This is a genomic window from Streptomyces capitiformicae (genome assembly GCF_002214185.1).
Taxonomy (GTDB): domain Bacteria; phylum Actinomycetota; class Actinomycetes; order Streptomycetales; family Streptomycetaceae; genus Streptomyces; species Streptomyces capitiformicae.
In genome coordinates, this window is the sequence record NZ_CP022161.1 from 6,206,693 (window position 1) to 6,227,750 (window position 21,058).

At 71.6% G+C, this 21,058-nt stretch carries 13 protein-coding genes; 12 read left to right on the forward strand and 1 reads right to left on the reverse strand.

Translation table 11 applies throughout. The annotated features are described in order from the left end of the window. Positions 1–424 precede the first annotated feature (424 nt). The 6 genes from CES90_RS27670 (at position 425) to CES90_RS27695 (ending at position 13,103) form a co-directional block, all read left to right on the forward strand. Positions 425–3,991, forward strand: coding sequence for an FHA domain-containing protein (locus CES90_RS27670; protein WP_189786872.1), 3,567 nt, complete (start codon positions 425–427; stop codon positions 3,989–3,991). Positions 3,992–4,270: 279 nt separating this feature from the next. Further along, positions 4,271–5,671: an ABC transporter substrate-binding protein gene (locus CES90_RS27675; RefSeq protein WP_189786829.1), complete on the forward strand. Its 1,401-nt coding sequence runs from the start codon at positions 4,271–4,273 to the stop codon at positions 5,669–5,671. 10 nt (positions 5,672–5,681) lie between these two features. Further along, entirely contained in the window at positions 5,682–7,040 is a 1,359-nt protein-coding gene (locus tag CES90_RS27680; protein ID WP_229914283.1) for a carbohydrate ABC transporter permease, read from the forward strand. Continuing rightward, positions 7,037–7,948, forward strand: coding sequence for a carbohydrate ABC transporter permease (locus CES90_RS27685; protein ID WP_189786830.1), 912 nt, complete (start codon positions 7,037–7,039; stop codon positions 7,946–7,948). The genes CES90_RS27680 and CES90_RS27685 overlap by 4 nt, the downstream gene beginning before the upstream one ends. Before the next feature lie 395 nt (positions 7,949–8,343). Beyond that, on the forward strand, positions 8,344–10,632 hold the full coding sequence (locus CES90_RS27690; RefSeq protein ID WP_373313557.1) for a bifunctional glycosyltransferase/CDP-glycerol:glycerophosphate glycerophosphotransferase: 2,289 nt from the start codon (positions 8,344–8,346) through the stop codon (positions 10,630–10,632). Between the two features lie 197 nt (positions 10,633–10,829). Next, a complete protein-coding gene (locus tag CES90_RS27695) occupies positions 10,830–13,103 on the forward strand; it encodes a bifunctional glycosyltransferase/CDP-glycerol:glycerophosphate glycerophosphotransferase (protein WP_189786832.1) in 2,274 nt (757 codons plus the stop codon). Here the strand turns inward: CES90_RS27695 and CES90_RS27700 are convergent. After that, positions 13,093–13,506 (reverse strand): organic hydroperoxide resistance protein, encoded by a 414-nt coding sequence (locus CES90_RS27700; RefSeq protein WP_189786833.1) that lies wholly within the window; start codon positions 13,504–13,506, stop codon positions 13,093–13,095. The genes CES90_RS27695 and CES90_RS27700 overlap by 11 nt on opposite strands. A 130-nt stretch (positions 13,507–13,636) precedes the next feature. Here CES90_RS27700 and CES90_RS27705 point away from each other — a divergent pair, with 130 nt between their 5' ends. The 6 genes from CES90_RS27705 to CES90_RS27730 all read left to right on the forward strand — a co-directional run bounded on the left by CES90_RS27705 (position 13,637) and on the right by CES90_RS27730 (position 21,044). Continuing rightward, positions 13,637–14,122 carry a MarR family winged helix-turn-helix transcriptional regulator gene (locus CES90_RS27705; RefSeq protein WP_189786834.1) on the forward strand — a complete coding sequence of 162 codons (486 nt, stop codon included), beginning with the start codon at positions 13,637–13,639 and terminating at the stop codon, positions 14,120–14,122. Positions 14,123–14,385: 263 nt separating this feature from the next. Continuing rightward, entirely contained in the window at positions 14,386–15,996 is a 1,611-nt protein-coding gene (locus CES90_RS27710; protein ID WP_189786835.1) for a glycosyltransferase family 2 protein, read from the forward strand. A gap of 61 nt (positions 15,997–16,057) precedes the next feature. Then, positions 16,058–17,029, forward strand: a complete 972-nt coding sequence (gene galE / locus CES90_RS27715) for a UDP-glucose 4-epimerase GalE (RefSeq protein WP_189786836.1) — start codon at positions 16,058–16,060, stop codon at positions 17,027–17,029. A 168-nt stretch (positions 17,030–17,197) separates the two neighbouring features. After that, positions 17,198–17,635, forward strand: coding sequence for a DUF6507 family protein (locus tag CES90_RS27720; RefSeq protein ID WP_189786837.1), 438 nt, complete (start codon positions 17,198–17,200; stop codon positions 17,633–17,635). Continuing rightward, positions 17,632–20,025 carry a hypothetical protein gene (locus CES90_RS27725; RefSeq protein ID WP_189786838.1) on the forward strand — a complete coding sequence of 798 codons (2,394 nt, stop codon included), beginning with the start codon at positions 17,632–17,634 and terminating at the stop codon, positions 20,023–20,025. The genes CES90_RS27720 and CES90_RS27725 overlap by 4 nt, the downstream gene beginning before the upstream one ends. Then, positions 20,022–21,044, forward strand: a complete 1,023-nt coding sequence (locus CES90_RS27730; protein WP_189786839.1) for a hypothetical protein — start codon at positions 20,022–20,024, stop codon at positions 21,042–21,044. Before CES90_RS27725 ends, CES90_RS27730 begins: the two co-directional genes overlap by 4 nt. Positions 21,045–21,058 lie beyond the last annotated feature (14 nt).

A 21,058-nucleotide genomic window follows, 5' to 3' on the forward strand; every position in this document is an offset into this window, starting at 1 on the left:
GGACGCTCCGACCCACTGTAGTGGGGCCGTCCTCGGGACCGGCTGTTGTCTTCCTGTGGTGTTCGTCCACGGGTCCGTCCACGCGAGTACGTACGCGTACCCATGTGTGTTCGATGGATAGACGCTCACCCATGGGCCGCTGGTTGCCTATGCGGACGCGACCGATCCCGAATGCGGACATGAGAGGGACGTGACCGATCTCAAGTGATCAACTGCCGGGCATTGGTCAGGCACTTTTGGGGGCAGAGCCGACCAATCAAGATCACTTGGCGGTGGGCGGCGGGCGTGTTGTCAGTGGCAGGTGCGAGGATGCCTCCAGTACTGGCCGACGTGCCCGTGAGCGGTGGGGGAAGTCTGCGGTGGGGACCGCGCAGTCTCGTCCTCGTCGTCCCGGGTGCCCGCGCGGAAGGGACCGCTGACGGCGATGCAGATCCGGCTGACCGTCGTAGACCCGCTGGGACCGGCCTCGGAGCCCCGAGGACGCGCCACGGCCTGCGACGTGCTGGTCACGGCGCCCGCCGGGACGGCCCTCGCCGCGGTGGCCTCGGGCCTGGCCTCCGCGGTCGGCGAGGGCGGCGCCGAGCGGCTGGAGCGCGGCCGGGAGGTCGGCGGCGGCCAGGTCGTGCTGTACGCCGGCGCCGAGCGGCTCGACACCCAGCGCTGCACCCTGGGCGAGCCGCCCCTCATCGACGGCGCCGTGCTCTCCCTGGGCGCCCCCGCCGAGCCGGGCCCCGAGGTCGACGAGGCCGCCGCCCAGCTGCACGTGGTGGCCGGCCCCGACGCCGGCGGCGTCCACCTGCTGCACGGCGGCAAGATCCACATCGGCCGCTCCGCCGACGCCGACGTCCCCCTGGACGACCCCGACGTCTCCCGCCTCCACTGCGCGGTCACCCTCTCCGCCGACGGCCGCGTCTCGGTCGTCGACCTGGGCTCCACCAACGGCACGACCCTCGACGGCAACCGCGTGGGCGACCGCCCGGTGCGGCTGGCCCCGGGCGCGCTCCTCCGTATCGGCGAGTCCGCGCTCCGGCTGGCCTCGTCCTCGGGGGTGCGGGGGGTCGGGACGGCGCCTGACGGGGAGGGGCATGTCCGGGTGAGGGTGCCGGCGGGGCCGGGGGGTGGTAAGGGCTTGGGGAGCGATGCGGGTTCCGGCTCCGGCTCCGGCGTTTCCACCGGTTCCGGCTCTGGCCCTCGCTCGGGGAGCGTCTCCCGGATTGTGCCGGGGCAGGGCGGGGCCCCGGGGATCGAGCGGACGGCGGGGGACGCCGGCGAGGGGGCCGGGCGGGACAGCGTTCGTATGGCGACGGGCGAGATGCGGGCGGAGGCCTTCGGCGGCGGGGCCGGGTCGGTGGCTTCCGGTGACGTGGGGGCCGGCGATGACGTGACCGGGGCCGAGGCCGGTGACTCCGGCAGTCGGAAGAACACTCCCCTCCGGGGGACGGACGTGCCGCGTGGGGTGCGTAAACGGGGTGGGCTCGGGCGGTGGGCGCGTCGGTTGACCGGGGCGCGGGGCCAGACGGACGCCGAGCACGATCCGTATGAGTACGACTCCGAGTACGACGAGGACGAGCGCGGCGCGATGGCGTCGGTGCTCCCGGCCGACGGGGAGCGACTGCCGGAGACCTGGCCGGACCCGGCCGCGCTGCTGCTCACCGCGCTGGGGCCCGGGGCCCGGCTGTGGGAGCGGGGGCCGGGGCACCCGGAGGCGCTGACGGTGCGGCTGGGCACGGCCGACCGGGCCGCGCCGGACGGTTCGGGGCTGCTGCCGGCGGTGCCGGTGACCACCGGGTTGCGGGAGGTCGGCGCGCTGGGGCTGGCGGGGCCGCGCCCCCGGCTGCTGGGGCTGACCCGCGCGGTCGTGGCCCAACTCGCCGCGCTGCACTCCCCCGACACCCTGGAACTGGTCCTGATCAGCGCGGACCGCTCCCGCCCCGCCGAGGAACGCACCGCCGACTGGTCCTGGCTCGGCTGGCTCCCCCACCTCCGCCCCGCCCACGGCCAGGACTGCCGCCTCCTTCTCGCCTACGACCGCGAACAGGCGACGGCCCGCCTGGACGAGCTGCTGCGCCGCCTGGAGGACCACGCGGCGGACACGGCGGAGCCGAGGAGGCACCAGGTCGACGGCGCCCCCGGCGGGCGAGCCGTGCGGCGGCCGTCCTGGGCTCGCGAGGACGACACGGCGGACGGTGGCTTCGTGGGGCCGTACACCGTGGTGGTCGTGGACGGGGATCCCGGGGGTGCGGATGTGCGGGAGGCCGTGGTGCGGCTGGCGCAGGACGGGCCCGTCGCCGGTATCCATGTCGTGTGCCTCGCCGAGGCGGAGGCCGCGTCGCCCGCCTCGCCGGTGACGGAGACATACGCGGCGGCCTGCGAGGTCTCGCCCGCGTTCCGCGCGTGCGGGGCCGTAGCGCTGCTCAGCGGTGATGTCGCGACGGCGCTGCGGCTGTTGCGCGTCGCACCCGGGTACGGCGGCACGCATCCCGACTCCGCCCCCGCCCCCGCCGAGCACGGGCGTGTCACCGACCCCGGCGTCGCGGCGGGTCGGCCCCGCGCCAGGCACCCTGCCGAGGCGGACACCGGTTCCGTGAGTCCTACGCACCCGAACCTCGACCTCGCCCGAGCCGCGCGGCCCAGTGCCGAGGAGCGCACACACCCCGGCACCCAGGACCTCGCCGCGCTCTCGCCGGACCGGCCCGGACTGCTGAACCACGGCACGGTGGCCACGTTGGACGCCGTGTCGGCGGCGTGGGCGGAGCGGTTCGCGCGGGCGCTCGCGCCCCTGCGTACGGACGGGGCGGCCGGGGACCGGCAGACGGCACGGGTCTCCGCGCCGTTGCCGCAGTCGGCGCGGTTGCTGGACGAGTTGGGGCTGGCGCGGGCCACCCCGGCGTCGCTGATGGCTCGTTGGGCGGACGCGGCCGACGACACGGCGGCGCTCGGCGGGCGGGCCTGGGCCGTGCTCGGCGCCGGGCCGCGCGGGCCGGTGTCCGTGGACCTCGTCTCCGAGGCCCCCCATCTGCTGATCGAGGGGCCGCCTGGCAGCGGTCGTACGGAGCTGCTGCGGTCCATCGCCGCGTCGCTGGCCGCCGCCGAGCGGCCCGACCGGCTGGGGATCGCGCTCGTCGACGGGCGGGACGGTGCCGGCACCGGTGCGCGGGGCCAGGAAGGGCTGGCGGTGTGTACCGATCTGCCCCATGTCGGTACGTATCTCGTGGCCACCGATCCTGTCCGGATGCGGGAGTTCGCGCAGTCGTTGAGCGCCGAGCTCAAGCGGCGTGCGGAGATGCTCGGCGGGCTCGGGTTCGTGGAGTGGCACACCCGGCGTGAGCTGTCGGGTCGGATCGTTCCGCAGCGCGCGGCTGCCTCCGGCGCCGCCGACCTCGACTCGTCCTCCAGCTCCACGCTGCGGCTGCGGCCGGGCGCCGGCGCCGGGCGCAAGAGCGGCGAGCAGGACGGCAAGGGGGCCGCTGGAAAGGCCTCGGAGTTGCCTCGGCTCGTCGTGATCGTCGACGACCTCGACGCACTGCTGTCGCCCGCGCTCGGCTCCACGGGGCGGCCGGCCGCCGGGTCGGTCGTACGGTCGTTGGAGGCCGTGGCCCGGGAGGGCGAGCGGCTCGGGGTGCATCTCGTCGCCGCCGGTGCGGGTGGGCGCGTGGACGGGAGCGAGCTGGGGCGGGCCGCCGGGGCGCGGGCCGTGCTCAGCGCGCCGGTGCCGGGGCCGGACGAACCCGCGCCCGGGCGGGGGGAGTTGCGTGGCGAGGGCGGTCGAGTGACCGCCTTCCAGGCGGGGCGGGTGACGGGGCGGATTCCTCGTACGGCGACCCTGCGGCCCACGGTCGTGCCGTTGGACTGGGCGCGGATGGGGGATCCGCCGGCTCGGCGGTCCGTACGGGAGTTGGGGAACGGGCCTACGGATCTGGCCTTGCTGGCCAGTGCGTTGGATCGGGCGGCACGGGAGGTGTCGGCGGTGGGGATGCCGTCGTTGCTGTGAGGGCACCCGGCGGCTGTGGCTGAGAGGGGCGGCAGCGCCCCGTAAGGGGCACGGGGAACTACGCGAGCAACCACACTCGACCGGTACCCGGCCGCGGCGAGGCGCCCCCTGGGCGATTAGCCCATTCGGCGGCGAACGCTGGACCCCATGGTCACGACGCGGTCACGATGACCCAGTTGACACGACAGGCGCTCTTGCCGCCTCAAGGCACGCGGCGTAGACCAGAGCGCACGGGACAGCGATCCAACGTTCGACGACGCGCGGAGAACGGGGTCAGTGATGCGCAGCACACTTCGTACACGCAAGCCCAATGCCAAGCCCCATCCCAAGTCCGCCAAAGCCCTCGCGGCGCTCGCCGCAGGCGTCCTCGCCCTCTCCCTCACCGCGTGCGGCGGGGACGACGGCGGTGACGGCGGCGACAGCGGAACCGGCAACAACGACGGCGCGGCACCCTCCGTCCAACTCCCCAAGCTCGACGGCCAGAAGCTGGAGGTCGCGGCCGTCTTCACCGGTCCGGAGCTGGAGAACTTCCAGAAGGTGCTGGACGAGTTCGAGAAGCGCACCGGCGCCACGGTGAGCTTCGTGCCGACCGGCAACAACACGTCGACCTTCCTGGGGACGAAGATCGAGGGCGGCAAGCCGCCGGACGTCGCCTTCCTGCCCCAGGTCGGCGTACTGCACCAGTTCGCCGAGAAGGGCTGGGTCAAACCGCTCGGCAGCGAGGCCCAGGCACAGCTGGCCAAGAACTTCTCGCAGGGCTGGCAGGACCTGGGGGCGTACGAGGGCAAGCAGTACGGCGTGTATGCGAAGGCCGCCAACAAGTCCCTCGTCTGGTACAACACCGCGTCCTTCGAGGCGGCGGGGATCACGGAGGAGCCGAAGACCTGGGACGAGTTCCTCCAGACCGCGCAGACGCTGTCCGACGCCGGTTCCCCGGCTGTCTCCATCGGCGGCGCCGACGGCTGGACGCTCACCGACTGGTTCGAGAACGTGTATCTGTCGCAGGCGGGTCCGGAGAAGTACGACCAGTTGGCGAAGCACGAGATCAAGTGGACCGACCCCTCCGTCAAGGAGGCCCTCACCACGCTCGCCGGGCTGTGGGGCAAGGACGACCTGCTCGCCGGCGGAGCCTCCGGCGCGCTGCAGACGGAGTATCCGAAGTCCATCACGCAGACGTTCGGCGGTGACACGCCGGCCGGCATGGTCTTCGAGGGCGACTTCGTGGCCGTCACCATCAACGGCGACACGGACGCGAAGATCGGCACCGACGCCAAGGTCTTCCCGTTCCCGGCCGTCGGCGACGAGTCCCCCGTGGTCACCGGCGGCGACGCGGCCGTGGCGTTGAAGGACGGCGAGGGCGCGCAGGCCCTGCTCACCTTCCTCGCCTCGACCGACGCGGCGGAGATCTGGGCGGCGCAGGGCGGCTTCCTCTCCCCCAACAAGGAGATGGACCAGGGCAGTTACAAGGACGACGTCACCCGGGAGATCGCCAAGGCGCTGCACGCGGCGGGCGACGACTTCCGCTTCGACATGTCCGACCAGGCCCCGGCGGCGTTCGGCGGCACCCAGGGCACCGGCGAGTGGAAGGACCTGCAGGACTTCCTGAAGAACCCCGACGACGTGGCCGGCGCCCAGAAGAAACTGGAGACCGACGCGGCGAAGGCCTACGGGAACGGCTGACGGCGCCTCCATGTCGTCCGCTGCCGTGACGAAGACGGCGGGGGGCTCCGGCGACGCGCCGACGCCCCCCGTCGCACCGCGCAAGAGCGTGACGGGTACCCGGCTGTGGGTGGCGGTGCTGTTTCTGCTGCCCGCGCTGGTGCTGCTCGGCGCGCTCGTGGTCTACCCGATCGGGTACTCGATCTGGCGGAGCCTGTTCGACGCGAACGGCTCGGGCTTCGTCGGCCTCGACAACTACGCGGAGATCTTCTCCGACGACGCCACCCTCGTCGCCGTACGCAACACCGCGATCTGGGTCGCGGTCGCCCCGGCGCTCGTCACCGCCCTCGGTCTGATCTTCGCGGTGCTGACCGAACGGGTGCGCTGGGGAACGGCGTTCAAGCTGATCGTCTTCATGCCGATGGCGATCTCGATGCTCGCCGCGGGCATCATCTTCCGGCTGGTGTACGAGCAGGACCCGAACCAGGGGGTAGCGAACGCGATCGTCACCTCGGTGCACGACACGTTCGCCGACGAGTCCGTCTATCCGAAGGCCCGTCCGAACGCCCAGGTCAGCGACCTACGGCCGTCCGGCGGCGGTTCCTTCACCACGGAGGGGACCGTACGAGCCGGCACCCCGGCCCTGCTCCCCCTGGTCGGTATCGCGCCGGGCCGCCTGCCCGGCGACCCGCAGGACGCGAAGGCTGCCACCGGCAGCGGCATCACCGGCACGGTCTGGCTGGACTTCCGGCTCGGTGGCGGCGGTGAGAAGGGGGCCGTCGACCCGGGCGAGAAAGCCCTGGAGGGCGTCAAGGTCGAGGCGGTGAAGGACGGCGAGGTGGTCGCCACCGCGACCAGCGGCGCCGACGGCACCTTCAGCCTGCCGACGTCGGCCGAGGGCGCCCAACTGCGGCTTCCCGGCTCGAACTTCGCGGCACCGTACAACGGCATCGACTGGCTGGGCCCGACCCTGGTCACCCCGGCCGTGATCGGCTCGTACGTGTGGATGTGGGCGGGCTTCGCGATGGTGCTGATCGCGGCGGGACTGGCCGGTGTGGACCGGAACCTGCTGGAAGCGGCCCGGGTCGACGGGGCGAACGAGTGGCAGGTGTTCCGCAAGGTCACCGTGCCCCTCCTGGCGCCGGTCCTGGTCGTCGTCCTCGTCACGCTGATGATCAATGTGATGAAGGTCTTCGACCTCGTCTACATCATCGCGCCACAGCCCACCCAGGACGAGGCCAACGTCCTCGCCCTGCAGCTCTATCTGGTGTCGTACGGCGGCGGGGGCGACTTCGGGCTGGGCAGCGCGATCGGTGTGGTCCTGCTGCTGCTCGTGCTGCCGGTGATGTGGGTCAACATCCGGCGACTGCGGAAGGAGCGCCAGCGGTGACCACCCTCGAAACCCCCGCGCCCCGAACTCCCCTCCCCGAGTCCCCCGTACGCGCCAAACGCTCCGTGGCCGCCCGGGTGGCGAGCCGCACCGCGGGCGGGGCGCTGCGGGTCTTCCTCCTCCTCGTGGCGGTGTTCTGGCTGGTCCCGACCTTCGGCCTGCTGGTCTCGTCGTTCCGCGACCCGACCGACATCTCCACCTCCGGGTGGTGGAAGGTGTTCTCGGCCCCGGCCCAACTCACCACCAAGAGCTACGAGTCGCTCCTCGAGAACGACGACATCACGAACGCCCTCTTCAACACCATCTGGATCACGGTCCCGGCGACGCTGCTGGTCGTCCTCATCGGCGCGATGGCCGGCTATGCCTTCGCCTGGATGGACTTCAAGGGCCGCGACTGGTGGTTCATGGTCGTGGTGGGGCTGTTGGTGGTGCCGGTGCAGGTGGCGCTGATCCCGCTGTCCGGCCTCTTCCGCGACCTCGGGATCTTCGGCGACATCATCGGCGTCGTCCTCTTCCACGTCGGCTTCGGACTCCCGTTCGCGATCTTCCTGCTCCGGAACTTCTTCGCCGAGATCCCACGCGAACTGCTGGAGGCGGCCCGCCTGGACGGTGCCGGCGAGGTACGCCTGTTCACGACAGTCGTACTCCCCCTCGCCGCCCCGGCGTTGGCCTCCCTCGGCATCTTCCAGTTCCTGTGGGTATGGAACGACATGCTGGTAGCCCTGGTCTTCTCCAGCTCCGGCTCCCAGCCCCTGACGGTCGCCCTCCAGCAGCAGGTACGCCAATTCGGCAGCAACATCGAAATCCTGGCGCCGGGTGCCTTCATCTCGATGGTGATCCCGCTCGCTGTTTTCTTCGCGTTCCAGAGGCAGTTCGTGTCCGGGGTGATGGCGGGGGCGGTGAAGTAGGGGCCGGGCGCGCCAGAACTCGGCAGGTTGGGGTTCGTTGGCGGGTGCGGGCGAGTGGGGGTTGTTCGCGCAGTTCCCCGCGCCCCTAAAAGAGTGGGGGCACTCCCCGGCTTTCAAGGGGCGCGGGGAACTGCGCGATCAGCCACGAACCACCCGCAGCCGCCCGACACCCGCAGCCCCCGAGCTCTCAGGCAGGGGTTGAAGGGGGCGCAGCCCCTGGGGAATGGGACGGGTAGGGGCGGCGGGGGCGAAAACCGCGCGAACCCCCCACCCCCACCCACCAGTTCGCCCCCATACGCCCCCCTCCCCCAGCCAAATCCCCCGTATGGAACACGCACCGTAACCAAATCATCCCATCGGCCGTTTCCGGGCAGTATGCCCACGCCGACCCACGGATGTCCCTCTTGCCCAGGTTCAGTGTCATCGTCCCCGCGTACAAGGTCCAGGCGTACCTGCACGAATGCCTGGATTCCGTGCTCTCCCAGTCCTTCACCGACCTCGAACTGATCGTCGTGGACGACGCCTCCCCCGACAACTGCGGAGCGATCGCCGACGAGATCGCGGCCCACGACCAACGCGTACGCCCCCCGGTGCGCCTGCGCGAAAACGCAGGCCCGGGTGCCGCCCGCAACAAGGGAATGGCGTACGCCAGAGGCGACTACCTCCTCTTCCTCGACGCCGACGACACCCTCACCCCGGGCGCGCTCCAGGCGATCGCCGACCGCATCAAGGAGACCGGCGAACCGGACGTCCTCGTCCACGACTTCGCCCACGTCTCCTGGTCGGGCACCCTCGCCCTCCCCGTCCGCAACGACCGCGCCCTCCAACTCACCGAACAGGGCCCGGCCCCCTTCCTCCTCGACGACCGCCCGGGCCTGCTGAACGTCACCCCGGTCGCGTGGAACAAGGCGTACAAGCGGGAGTTCGTCGAGGATCACCACTTCCGCTTCCCGCCCGGCATCTACGAGGACATGCCCTGGACGTACCCGGTCCTGATGGCCGCCGAGTCCATCGCCACGCTCAGCCGGGTCTGCGTCCACCGGCGCCGACGCCGCCACGGCAGCCTCCTCGCGGCGACCACGCGAGCGCACTTCGACGTGTTCGAGCAGTACGACCGGGTGTTCGCGTACGTCGACGAGCGCCCTGAACTGGCGCAGTGGCGCCCCTTGCTCTTCCGCCGCATGGTCGACCACCTCACGTCCGTGTTCTCCCAGCGCCACCGGCTCCCACGCGAGGCGCGCGCCGAGTTCCTGCGCACGGTTCGCGCGCACTGCGCCCGCTACCGCACCCCCGGCACCCCCCTCCGCGCCCGCGCCCGGCTGCGGTACACGCTCCTGCGGCTGGGCAGCCACCGCGCCTACCGCGCGCTGTGGGCCGCGGCACGGCTGGTCCGGGGCGCCGGACGCCTGGTACGCGGCCCGGCCGGACTGCTGCGCGCCGCCGGCCTCCGCGTCCACTACCGCGTCCAGCGCCTCCTCCCGCTGCGCGCCAACCGGGCGGTGTTCTCCGCGTACGGCGGCCGGGGCTATGTGTGCAGCCCCGCCGCACTCGAGAACGCGTTCCGTACGTACGCCCCCGGAATGCGCACCTCGTGGGTCGCGCGCCCCGAGCACCACCACACGCTCCCGGTGGCGACCCGCCGTGTGCTGCCCGGCTCGATGGCGTACTGGACGGCGCTCGCCCGCTCCAAGTACCTGGTGAGCAACGTGGACTTCGACCACCGCCTGGTCAAACGTCGCGGTCAGGTCCTCCTCCAGACCCAGCACGGCACACCGCTCAAGCACATGGGCCTCGACCTCAAGGACCGCCCGGCGGCCGCCCGCGGCACGGACTTCACCGCCGTGCTGCGCGGCAGCGACCAGTGGGACTACGTCCTGTCCGGCAACCGGCACTCCACCCTCGTCTGGGAGCGGGTCTACCCGTCCGCGTACGCCACCCTCGAATACGGCTCACCGCGCAACGACGTGTTCCTGAAGGCGACTTCGGCGGACGTGGCGCGACTGCGCGAGCACCTCGGCATCCCCGAGGGCGCGGTCGCCGTCCTGTACGCCCCCACCCACCGCGACTACCGCCACTCCCAGCGCACCCACCTGGACCTCGAACGGGTCCTGCGCGAACTCGGCCCCCGCTTCGTGATCCTGGCCCGCGCCCACCACTCGTACGACGCCCCCCTGACGGACCTGGCCCACGGGCGCCTCCTCGACGTCACCGCGTACCCGAACGTGGAGAACCTCTGCCTCGCCTCCGACGCCCTGATCACCGACTACTCGTCCCTGATGTTCGACTACGCCAACCTCGACCGGCCGATCGTCATCCACACCGAGGACTGGGAGGCGTACGAGGCGGCGCGCGGGACGTACTTCGATCCGCGGTCCTTCCCGCCGGGCGCGGTGGCGCGCAGCGAGGACGAACTGATCGACATCTTCGCGACGGGCCACTGGCGGGGTTCGCGCTCCGCGCAGCTTCGGTCCGCCTTCCGGGAACGGTTCTGCCCATTCGACGACGGGAGGGCGGCGGAGCGGGTGGTACGGCGGGTGGTCCTGGGCGACACGTCCACACCGCAGATCGTGCCCCTGTCCGCCCGCCACCCCGTCCCCTCGGCCGCGGCCGCCCGCCCCGCCTCCCCCCTGGCAACGATCCCGGGTCAGTCCCAGCCGGACCCGGACGACTCCTTCCGCACATAGCCGACGGGCAGTTTCTTCGCCCCCGCCGCCCGTACCCGTTCCCATCGTGCGGGTTGTCGTTGGTTGCTCGCGCAGTTCCCCGCGCCCCTGAAGGGGCGCGGGGCTGTGTCGATGTGCGGCTCTGCCGCGTGGGCGCGACAAGCCCCCACCCACCGGCAGGCACCCCCTCCCACCAGACACGAACCCGAGAGGAAAGAATGCCCCGTTTCAGTATCATCGTCCCGGTCTTCAAGGTCCGGGACTTTCTGCGTGAGTGCCTCGACTCGGTACTGGAGCAGTCGTACCGCGACCTGGAGGTGATCGCCGTAGACGACTGCTCAACGGACGGCAGCGGCGAGATCCTCGACGCATACGCCGCCCGCGACCCCCGCGTACACGTGCTGCACCTGCCCGCGAACGTCGGCCCCGGCCGAGCCCGCAACGCCGGCCTGCCGTACGCGACCGGCGCCTTCCTCCTCTTCCTCGACAGCGACGACACGCTCACCCCGGGCGCCCTGCGCGCGCTGGCCGACCGGCTGGACGAGGCCGGCGACCCCGACGTGCTGGTCTTCGACTACGCCCGCGCGTACTGGTGGGGCGGAACCAGCCGGAACCCCCTCGCACACGTCCTGAAGGCGGCCGGGGACGGCACCTTCACGGTCGCGGAGCACCCGGAGATCCTCGATCTGCTCCCGGTCGTGTGGAACAAGGCGTACCGGCGGGAATTCGTCGAGGAGCACGGCTTCCGGTTCCCGCCCGGCCACTACTACGAGGACACGCCCTGGACTTTCCCGGTGCTGCTCGGCGCCGGGCGGATCGCCACGCTGAACCGGATCTGCGTGGGGTACCGGCAGCGGCGGCAGGGCAACCTCCTGTCCATCACCGGCCGGGGGCACTTCGACGTTCACGACCAGTACGAACGGGTCCTCACCTTCCTGGCCTCCCGGCCGGAGGCGGCGCGCTGGCGGCCGTATCTGCGGCGCAGGATGGCGGAGCACTGCCTGGACATCCTCGACCGGCCGGACCGGGTACCGGCCAGGGACAAGGGGGAGTTCTTCCGGCGGACGGCGGAGCTGTCCCGGAAGTACGGGGCGGACGGGTCGGACGGGTCGGACGGCGAGACCGTGCCTCCCGAGTTCCGGGTACTGGAGGGCTGTTGGGCCGGTTATCGGGCCCAGCGGCAGGCCCGGCGGGTGCGCGAGGCGCTCGGCGCGGGCGGTGAGGTCGTGCGCAGGGCGGGAGCCGAGCGGCTTCGGCGGAGCTGGTCCCTGGTGCACGAGCGGCTGCCGCTGGACCCGAATCTGGCGGTGTACTCGGCGTTCTCGCACCGGGGCGTGCTCGGTGATCCGGCGGCCGTGTACCGGGCCGCCCGTGAACTGGCGCCGCACATCCGCGGGGTGTGGGTGGTGCGGCCGGAGCGGGTGGCGGCGCTGCCTGCGGACGTCGAGTACGTGACGCCGGGCTCGCCCGAGCATCTGCGGCTGACCGCACGGGCGACGTACTTCGTCGACAACGTCACCTTCCCCTGCATCCTGACCAGACGCCCGGGCAGCGTGCACATCCACACCCACCGGGGCACGCCCCTCAAGTTCACGGCCGCCGACCCGCTGCACGAGCCGGGCGCCCGGCTCGGCCTGGACGTACCGCGGATGCTGCGCCGGTCCGACCGACGGGCCGACCGCTGGGACTACAGCCTGGTCGCCAACCGCCACTCGGAGCTGGTGTGGAGCAGGGCGTACCCGCGCGGTTTCGCCTCGCTGCGCACCGGGAGCCCGCGCAACGACGTCCTCGTGAACGCGGGGCCGGACAGCGGCGCCGAGGTGCGTGCGCGGCTCGGCATCCCCGCCGACCACACGGTCGTGCTGTACGCCCCCTCACCCCGCGACCACCGGCGCGGCGGCCACGTCGAGCGCTTCGACCTCGCCCGGTTCGCCGAGGACCTGGGCCGCAGCCTCGGCGAGGCCCACACCCTCGTCGTACGGCTGCATCCGTCGCTCGCGGACGGTCCGGCGCGCGGCTTCGGGCTGGCCGAGCTGCACCGGCGGGGAGTCCTGGTGGACGCGACCGACGAGCCGCACGTCGAGGAGGTGATGCTCGCCTCCGACGTCCTCGTCACGGACTACTCGGCCCTGATGTTCGACTACGCCAACCTCGACCGGCCGATCGTCGTCCACGCCGACGACTGGGGCGCGTTCACGGCCCGCCTGGGCACGTATTTCGACATCACCGCCGACCCGCCCGGCCATGTGTCCTACTCCTACCGGGAGTTGGCCTCGCTGTTCGACGCCGGGCAGTGGCGGGACACCGAGTCGACGCGGCTGCGGACGGGCTTCCGGGAGCGGTACTGCGAGTTCGACGACGGGAGGGCGGCCGAGCGGGTGGTACGGACGCTGATGCTGGGAGAACCCTTCCAGGCACCGCAGCGACTCCGCGCCCCTGGAGATCCAGGGGCGCGGGTCAGGCGGGAAACGAGCCGCTCGATTACTCGATGACCAGCTCGACCGGGATGTTGTTGCGGGTCGCGTTGGAGTAGGGGCAGACCTGGTGGGCCTGCTCGACGAGCTTGCGGCCGGTGGTCTCGTCGACCGTGTCGGGCAGCTCGACGCGGAGGGTGACGGCGAGGGCGAAGCCGTCGCCCTGCTTGCCTATGCCGACCTCGGCGGTCACGGCCGCGTCGCTGACGTCGACCTTCGCGGCGCGGCCGACGAGACCGAGGGCGCTGCCGAAGCACGCGGCGTACCCGGCGGCGAACAGCTGCTCCGGGTTGGTGCCCTGGCCGTTGCCGCCCAGCTCCACCGGCATGCTCAGCGCGAGGTCGATCTTGCCGTCGTTGGTGACGGCGCGGCCCTCGCGGCCGTGGGTGGCGGTGGCGACAGCGGTGTAGAGCGCGTCCATGGGAGAACCATCCCTTTCACAGTTCACATCACGTCCGGCGATCCGGTCCGACCGCCGTTCACGGACCCCAGTAGAGCACACAATTCAATTGTCCACAACTGAATGGTGGGCGACGCGGTATCCTGGACCCATGACCACGAGCTCCACCCCCTCTCAGGAGATCGCCGAGGAGGACTTCCTCCGTCTCGACCGGCAGATCTGCTTCTCCCTGCACGCCGCCTCGCGCGCCTTCAACAGCGTCTACCGCGTGGCCCTGAAGGACCTGGGGATCACCTATCCGCAGTACCTGGTGATGCTGGTGCTGTGGGAGCAGGGCGAGCTGCCCGTGAAGAAGCTGGGCGAGCGCCTGCGGCTCGACTCCGGCACCCTCTCCCCGCTCCTGAAGCGCCTGGAGGCGGCCGGCCTCGTACGCCGCGAACGCAGCGCCCGCGACGAACGCTCGGTCGAGGTACGCCTCACCGAGCAGGGCACCGCCCTGCGGGAACGCGCCCTGGCCGTACCGCGCCGCATCGCCGCCGCGACGACGCTCGACATCGAGGAAATCCGAGACCTACGGGACCGCCTGAACCGCTTGACGGCAGCACTGGACGAGACGGCGTGGGAGAAGCCCGCTTAAGACCTCCGGCCGAGTAAGGGGCGCGGGCTGTATCACATTGCGGCTCCGCCGCGCGGGCGCGATCAGCCCCCACGCACCCGCAGTCGCGCCTCCACCCATCGGACCGAGCTCTCAGGCGACACAACACCCCGCATCAATTCCCCGCCAACAGAATCACCCATCTCTCAACGGAACCCCACCCCCCTCCCGAGCCATCTTCCCAACGGGCAGTGAAGCCGCCCTGAACGGAAATTACGTACACACCTCTGGGGCCCGAGGCACACATGACGGTTCAGCCAGCGCACACGCAGTCGCAAGTCACCGTCGTGGTCATCGGCTACGACGACGCCCCCCACGTCGCGGACGCCGTGCGCTCGGCGCTCGCGCAGGGCCCGGCCGTCGGCGAGGTGATCGCGGTCGACGACTGCTCGACCGACGGCAGCGGGGAGTTGCTGGAGCGGCTGGCCGTCGACGAACCACGCCTGAAAGTCATCCGGCGCCCGACGAACAGCGGCGGCTGCGGCACCCCGCGCAACGAGGGCCTGCTGGCCGCGACCTCCCCGTACATGATGTTCCTGGACAGCGACGACGTACTGCCGCCGGGTGCCGTGGACGCGCTGCTGGACGCGGCCGTGCGGCACGACGCGCCGGTCGCGGCCGGCCTGTGCCTGCGCAAGGAGCTGCCGTCCGGGCGCGAGACTCCGTGGCAGCCCGAGCTGTACACCCGGCGCACGCTGGTCGCGCACCCCGCGCGGCGCGTACGCCTGGTGCACGACACCCTCTGCGTCAACAAGCTCTATCGCACGGCTTTCCTGCGTGAGCGAGGCATCCACTTCCCCGAAGGACGCTTCCCGTACGAGGATTTCGTGTTCGTCGCGCGCGTACTGGCCGCCGGGCCACGCATCGCCCTCGTCCCCGACCCGGTGTACGTCTGGCACGTGCGCCGCTCGGCGGCCCGGCTGTCCATCTCCCTGGACCGCTCCGGCATCGCCAACTGGCGGGCCCGCGTCGACGCCGACCAGCTGTCGTACGACATCCTGCTGGGCGCTGGGGAGAAGCGGCTGGCGCGGGCGACCCGGGTCCGCTTCCTCGACCACTCGCTGCGGATGTACGCGCGCGAACTGGACCTGCGCGGCGCGGAGTACCGGCGTGAGTGGTGGACCCTCACGCGCGCGTACCTGTCCTCCTTCGACGAGGGCGACTTCACTCCGGCGCCCGCGCCCGGCCGGGTCGTCGCCAGGGTGATACTCGCCGCCGAGGAGCCCCGCGACCTGGGCCGGCTGAAGGAGATCGCCGCCCGTCCGGCACGGCTGAACCCGCCGTACGCGCGCGCGGGTGACGGCTCCCCCGTCTGGTCGGCGGACCTGCCCCAGGTCGAGCTGGACCACCTCGTGATCCGCCCCGTACATCTGCTGCCCGCCGCCGTCGACGCGGAACTGCGGCCACGCGCGCGTGGGACCACGCTCCGGCTGCGGTTGCACGAGCTGTACGGGCGGATGGCGGACGCCGGCCCGCAGACCATGGAGGTGGAGATCACCGAGCGGGACACCGGGCGGGTGGGCTTCACCGGTACGACGCCCCTCACGGCCCACCCGGAGCCCGAGTCCGGCCACTGGTCGGCCGAGGTACCCCTGGACCTGGAGGCGCTGGGCAGCGGCACCTGGGACCTCCGGGTGCGGGTGCGCTTCAAGGACGGCACCCACCGGAACACCACCGCCCACGCGGTCGCGGGCACCGGGCTGCTGCGCCGGCGCGCGCTGCCGAGCGCACGCCATGGTGTGCTCCTGGTCCAGCCGTACGCGACCCACGCGGGGGCGCTCGCGGTCCGGCTCGCGCCCGGTTGGCGCGGATTGACCGAAGTGCTCCGCCGCCGCCTCAAACGACTGCTTCACTGACACTCATCACCTGCCCATACCTGCCCATACCTGCCCATCACCTACGAAGGGACGGTCGTCCATGACCTGGCTGATCACCGGTGGCGCCGGCTACATCGGGGCGCACGTCGTGCGCGCGATGCTCGACGCGGGCGAACAGGCCGTCGTCTACGACGACCTGTCCACGGGGATCGCCGAACGGGTGCCCGAGGCCGTGCCGTTGGAGGTCGGCTCCACCCTCGACGGGGAGCGCCTGGCGGACGTGATCCGGGACCGGGGCATCACCGGCGTCGTCCATCTCGCGGCGAAGAAGCAGGTCGGCGAGTCCGTGGACCTGCCGCTGCACTACTACCGGGAGAACGTCGAGGGCCTGCGCACCCTGCTCTCCGCCGTCACCGACGCCGGGGTCGCCTCCTTCGTCTTCTCCTCCTCCGCCGCCGTCTACGGCATGCCGGATGTCGATCTCGTCACCGAGGAGACCCCGTGCGTGCCGATGAGCCCGTACGGCGAGACCAAGCTGGTCGGCGAGTGGCTGGTACGGGCGACGGGCCGGGCCACGGGCCTGTCCACGGCCTCGCTGCGCTACTTCAACGTGGCGGGCGCGGCCGCGCCCGAACTGGCGGACACCGGCGTCTTCAACCTCGTCCCCATGGTCTTCGAGAAGCTCTCCGAGGACGCCCCGCCCCGGATCTTCGGCGCCGACTACCCGACCCCCGACGGAACCTGTGTCCGCGACTACATCCACGTCGTGGACCTCGCCGAGGCCCATGTCGCGACCGCGCGACGGCTGCGCGAGACCCCGGGCACGGACCTCACGCTCAACATCGGGCGCGGGGAAGGCGTTTCGGTGCGCGAGATGATCGACCGGATCAACGCGCTCACCGGCCACGACACCGAGCCCGTGGTCGTGGACCGGCGCCCCGGCGACCCCGCACGCGTCGTCGCGTCCGCCGACCGGATCGCCACGGAACTGGGCTGGAAGGCACGCCACGGCGTCGACGACATGATCTCGTCGGCGTGGGCGGGCTGGACCCTGAACCACCCCGGGAAATAACCCCTGTACGCCCCTGCGGAATTCCCTGTGAAGCACGGTGAAGCAGCACGGCATGTGGCGATATTGACGTCGCGCGGGAACTGAACGGTGACGGTCGTTCGTGTGTAATGAGAGAAACGAACGGAAGCGAACGACGTATCCGACAGGGGCGTTACGGGGGTAGCGACGATGCCGGTCTGGGACATCGATCCGATCAACGTGCAGACCACACTGAACTCGACCGGTGAGGCGGCGGGCGGTCTGGAGAAGGCCGCCAACTCACTGGTGACGAACGTGGCGAGCGCGGCCGAGTCGGCCGGTACGGCAGTGCCGGGCGGCCAGTTCAGCGGGCCCATGATCGGCCCGGTGGTCGCCGGCACCCCGCGTGTGCCGGTCGGCCCGGTGGCGGCGGCGCTGAGCCAGTATCTGTCGGACCGGCAGCAGAAGCTGGCGTTCATGGCGCAGCGGACCATCGACTCCGTGCAGGGCGCGGCGGACGCCACCAACGCGTACGTCACCGGCGACCTGGACATGGCCGCCCAGCACCAGGCCAACGCGCTGAAGGCCACGGTGGTGCCCCCGCCGCCGGGCGTCGACGGCAACGGCAGCGGGCGGGGGCCGCAGTGAGCGACGACATCCCCGTCATCCCGGAGGAAGTCCCCGAGTTCACCGGCAACCTGGAGCTGTTGGAGCAGAACATCGCGGGGATCCGCTCGGCCGGGACCTCCCTGAAGGACTCGGGCTCGGCGATCCACACCCGCTTCGGCGGCCTCTCCGCGTACTACAAGGCCCCGGAGGCGGAGCAGCTCTTCGCGACGACCGCGCCGGTGGCGGCCAAGGGCGAGGAGTTCTCCACCGAGCTGGGAACCGTGGCCTCGGCCCTCGACGACTACGCCGCCGCGGTCGGCCCGCTGAAGGCGAGGTTCGAGCAGCTCCGCCAGGACGCGATCGGCTTCCGCAACCGCATCGCGGGCGACGACGAGTGGCGCGCGGACGGCGACCTCGTCGAGGAGAACAACAACCGCCGCTCCGACATCAACGCCGCGTACGCCGCCTTCCAGGCCGCCGAACGCGACTGCTACAACAAGATCATCGCCCTCATCGGCGGCGAGCCGCTCATCATCAACGACGGCTCCAGCAAAGAGAACATGTACGGCTTCCGGGGCGAGGACCTCGACAACGCCGGCGGTCTGCCCTGGGGTGACCCCGTCGAGGAGTCCAACCCCTGGTACTACATCCACGAGCACGCCTGGGACTTCACCGTCGGCTTCTTCGTCGACGGAGTGTGGGGCACGATCAAGGGCCTCGGCACCCTGGTGGGCTTCAACGGCCTGGACGCGGCGGGCCAGGCCTGGGTCGGCCTCGGCAAACTCGCGACCGGCATCGTCATCACCGCCGTACCCGTGGTCGGCGCGGCGTACTGGCTGGCACCCGACGACAAGCTCCCCTCCTGGCTGCGCGACTCCCGTACGGCGGTCGTGGAGACCGGGAAGGCGCTCATCGCCTACGACGAGTGGGGCAAGAACCCGTCGCGGGCGGCCGGAGCGGTGACCTTCAACGTCCTGACGACGATCTTCACCGGCGGCGCGGGCGGTGCCGTGGCGGGCGCCGGCAAGGCGGGCGCCATCGCGAGGGCCATCTCCTTCGCCGGCCGGGCGGGCAAGATCGTCGACCCGATGACGTACATCACCAAGGGCGCCGGCGCCACCGCCGTCAAGATCAGCGACGTGATGGCGGGCCTGCGCGGCATCACCGACGGCACCCACATCAGGCTCGGCGAGGGCACGTACCAGATCGCCGACCCGCCGAACATCGCCGACGACCTGCCGGCCGGCCTCACCCCCGAGAACTCGGTCCGCATGGAGACCCCCAAGGGCGAGGTCGTCTACCTCAACACCGAGACACTGGTGATGCACAACGCCGACGGCACGGTACGGGAGTCCCTGGACGACATCGCCCGCGAGGGCACGGCGGCCGAGCGGGGCGTCGACGTCAACACCAGGCAGCCGGAGCTGGTGGGTGCCGGGGCCAAGGTGGGCGACGGCACGGGGGCTGTGGGGCGGGTCGGGGACGACGGGCTGCCGGGTGGTCGCGCGGACAACCTGCCGGGTGGTCGCGCCGATGACCTCGGACGAGGTCCGGCCGGAAGTCACGAACCGCCGACCGGCGGTGGCCACGCGGAGACCCCCTCGGGCGGCGGGCACGGCGAGACGCCCGGCGGTGGTGGCGGTGTTGACGGACCCGGTGGCGGAAGTGCCGACGGTCCGGCCGGCCCTCCGCAGGATCCTCCGGGAGGCGGCGGCACGGGCACCGGTGGCGGTGACGGTCCGAACGACCCCGGTGGCTGGGAGCGGCCCGACGGCGACCCACAGCCGTTCGAGCGCGGCGGTCAGTTGGAGGAGCAGGTCCGCCAGCAGTTGCGGGGCACGAAGGTCAAGCCCGACGACCTGGAGCGGGTCCTGAACAACCTGGCCGGGCATCCGGCGGGGCGCGAGATCGCCGATGTGATCGCCTCCGGCCGCTTCAGGGACAGCCCGAACTTCTCGGACGTCGTCTCGAACATGTCCCGTTCCACGGAGATGCCCGGCAGCGTGGAGCAGATTCGGCTGGCCAACCGGCTGTACGAGAGTGGGCTGACCGACATCTCGTTCGAGATCAAGCAAGGCGGGCATGAACTCAAGCCCGGGGTCGTCACCGGCGAACGGACCGACCTGGACGTGATGGCCCGGGACGCCGCCGGCAACGTCCACGGCTGGCAGTTCAAGGACGTCCAGTCGACCAACCCGAAGAACGTGGTCGGCAAGGTCTTCAAGGAGATGCGCCAGCTGACGGACTCGGGCGCCGACGTGCAGACCTTCGTGCTGGATACGGTGGTCTCGAAGCAAGACCTCGCTCCGCACCTCGGGCGGCTGGAAAAGAACTACATGGACAAGAACGTGCAGGTCGTCATCCGCACACCGGACGGAATCGTGTTCATCCCGCCGGGCGGTAGGTTCATGCCGGAGGGAACGCTGTGATCACCACTACACCCGTCGCCCGGTGGACCTGGGGACGTGACGACGATGCTGCCGACGGTCTGGTCCTGTGCCTGCGTGATGTGCTGGGCGCGTACGCGGCGTTGGCCGCCCGCCGTCTCGCCTTGGGGGCGCCGAAGGTGCGTCTCAAGGTGCCCGAGTCGGGGAACCCGAAGAACCGCCTGTTCGAGGGCGAGCTTCTGCCGGGGGAAGGGCACGATCCGGAGGAGGCTGCCGCACGGCTCGCCGACGAGGTCCGTGCCACGCTGCGTCCCGGCGAGATCGGTTCGGTGGAGGCCGACATCACCTGCGCCGGCGTCCTGATCGACGGCGCAGGACGGGAAAGCCGCCAAGAGAGGCTGTTTCTTCTGGGCACCGCCGCGTACCGCGACTACGTCACCACGGACCTCGTGACGTTCTCGGACGCCTGGATGCCGTACGACCTGAAGGGGCGCCCCCAGGCTGACGTCCACGCCGCGAACGCCCCAAGGCTGGAGGCCGTGCTGCGCGACCTCGCGGAGGCACTGGGCGAGGAGACCGACCCGGACGACCCGACCTACTTCGGCAGGCCGACCGAGACGGGCGTCGACAACTTCTTCGAACCGGACGGCTCCCCCTCCAATGCGTGGGACCGCTTCGAGGTCCCGACCCGTACCGAGGTCTTCCGGCACGGCCCCGTCTTCGACTCCGTGGGGTACAAGCGCTCCGGGGCCGGGCAGGTCCAGTACGTCCCGGTGGTCAACGACCATGGCGAACTGCTCGGCTATCTCTGGGCCTCCGACGCCGACGCCGCCGCCAGCTTCGAGCCGCGCGACGCCGCCGACGAGGAAGGCCGCAAGGCAGGTCTGGTGTGGCTGGACCGCCTGCACGAGTCGTACGAGCGCGGCCTGCCCCCGGCCCAGGCGCTCGCCGTCTGCGCCGACCTCCCCGCGGACCCGGTGGCGGGCCACGTGTCCGAGAACGCCGAGCCGCAGATCATCGCCCTCGACGACCTGCGCGAAGTCGCCACGCACGGCGACTGACCCGCCCCGGTACC